General features: G+C 56.4%; 1 protein-coding gene. It reads right to left on the bottom strand.

Going from position 1 to position 1,306, the window contains the following annotated elements; translation table 11 throughout:
• Positions 1-30 precede the first annotated feature (30 nt).
• Positions 31-1,256 (bottom strand): IS3 family transposase gene (locus EAW56_RS12270; protein ID WP_122086833.1). Its coding sequence is split into 2 segments (ribosomal slippage): positions 31-977 and positions 977-1,256, totalling 1,227 coding nucleotides; the frame shifts between segments, so codons are not numbered across the junction.
• Positions 1,257-1,306 lie beyond the last annotated feature (50 nt).

Raw genomic sequence — 1,306 nt, 5'->3', positions numbered from 1 at the left:
TGAAGCGTCCTGGGTTTGGTTCCGCTTCTTTTACGGCCCTGTGTTGATGGGCTCGGTGAGATAATACTCGGTTTCTACTTCTTGTGGGGTGGCGTAGTCCAACGCCTCGTGAAGACGTTTGGTGTTCCACCAGTGCACCCACCGCAGGGTGGCTAGCTCGACTTCTCCTACTGATGTCCACGGGCCTTGAGGATGGATAAGTTCAGCCTTGTAGAGACCGTTAACAGTCTCGGCCAGCGCGTTGTCATAGGAATCTCCGACTGTGCCGACACTCGGCCGGATCTCGGCTTCGGCCAGTGCGGTGGAGTACTTCAGTGACACGTACTGACTTCCTCGGTCACTGTGGTGTATCAGCTGGTCGCCGTGGATTCGACCGGCAGTCGTTAAAGCATGTTCCAGTGCCTCCATCGGCAGCGCATCGGTGCGCATCGTAGATCTGGTGGCAACACCGACGATTTTGCGGCTGTAGACGTCAAAGACAAACGCGGTGTAGGCGAATCCTGACAGGGTGCGAACGTAGGTAATGTCGGCAACCCAAAGCCTGCCTGGCGCTTGTGCACGAAAGTTTCGGCGCACTAGGTCCGGGCGATGATCCGGTGTCTTCGGGCTGATCGTTGTGACCGGGGTTCGCCCGCGTCTGCGGCCAGAAACGCCTGCGAGTTTCATCAGACGTGCGGTCTTGTCGCGGCCAATATGAAAGCCTTCACGGTTCATCGCGTGCCACATTTTGCGGATGCCGTAGACCGAGAAATTCTCCGCATGCACGCGTTGAATCTCTGGAATGAGAAGGCTATCGCTTAAGGCCCTTGCACTGGGAACACGTGTGGTGGCTTTGCGGTAGCCGCGTGAGGTGATGAATCCACGATCTGCTTGTTTTAGGACTCGGCAGATGGCCTCGACCCCAAATTGCTCCTTGTACGCGTCGATGTAGGAGATCATTTGGTCGTGGGTCGGTCGAGTTCCGCCGCGAAAAAAGCCGAGGCAGTCTTGAGGATTCCGTTGGCTCGTTTCAGCTCGCGGTTTTCGCGGCGTAGCCGTTTGAGCTCTTCTTCCATGGTTTCGCCGCCTGAAGCGTCAGAATTATCGCGTACTGAAGCGCTGTCACGGTACCAAGCCCGCAACGTGTGGTGGGATACTCCAAGCAGCTCACCGACCTCCGTGTAGGCGCGTTGCAGTGAGCAAGACTCCAGGCGGACCATTTCGATGATCTGATGGACCGCCTTCTCCTTGAATTCGGCGGAATATTTTCTGGGCATAGTGCCAATCCTTCCTTAGCAGAGGTAGGAACTAAACCCAGGACGCTTCA

Origin of the sequence: Corynebacterium gottingense, assembly GCF_003693265.1 — a bacterium.
Classification (GTDB): Bacteria; Actinomycetota; Actinomycetes; order Mycobacteriales; family Mycobacteriaceae; genus Corynebacterium; species Corynebacterium gottingense.
The sequence above is the reverse complement of the archived record's forward strand: the minus strand, read 5'-3'. Positions and strand labels throughout refer to the sequence as shown.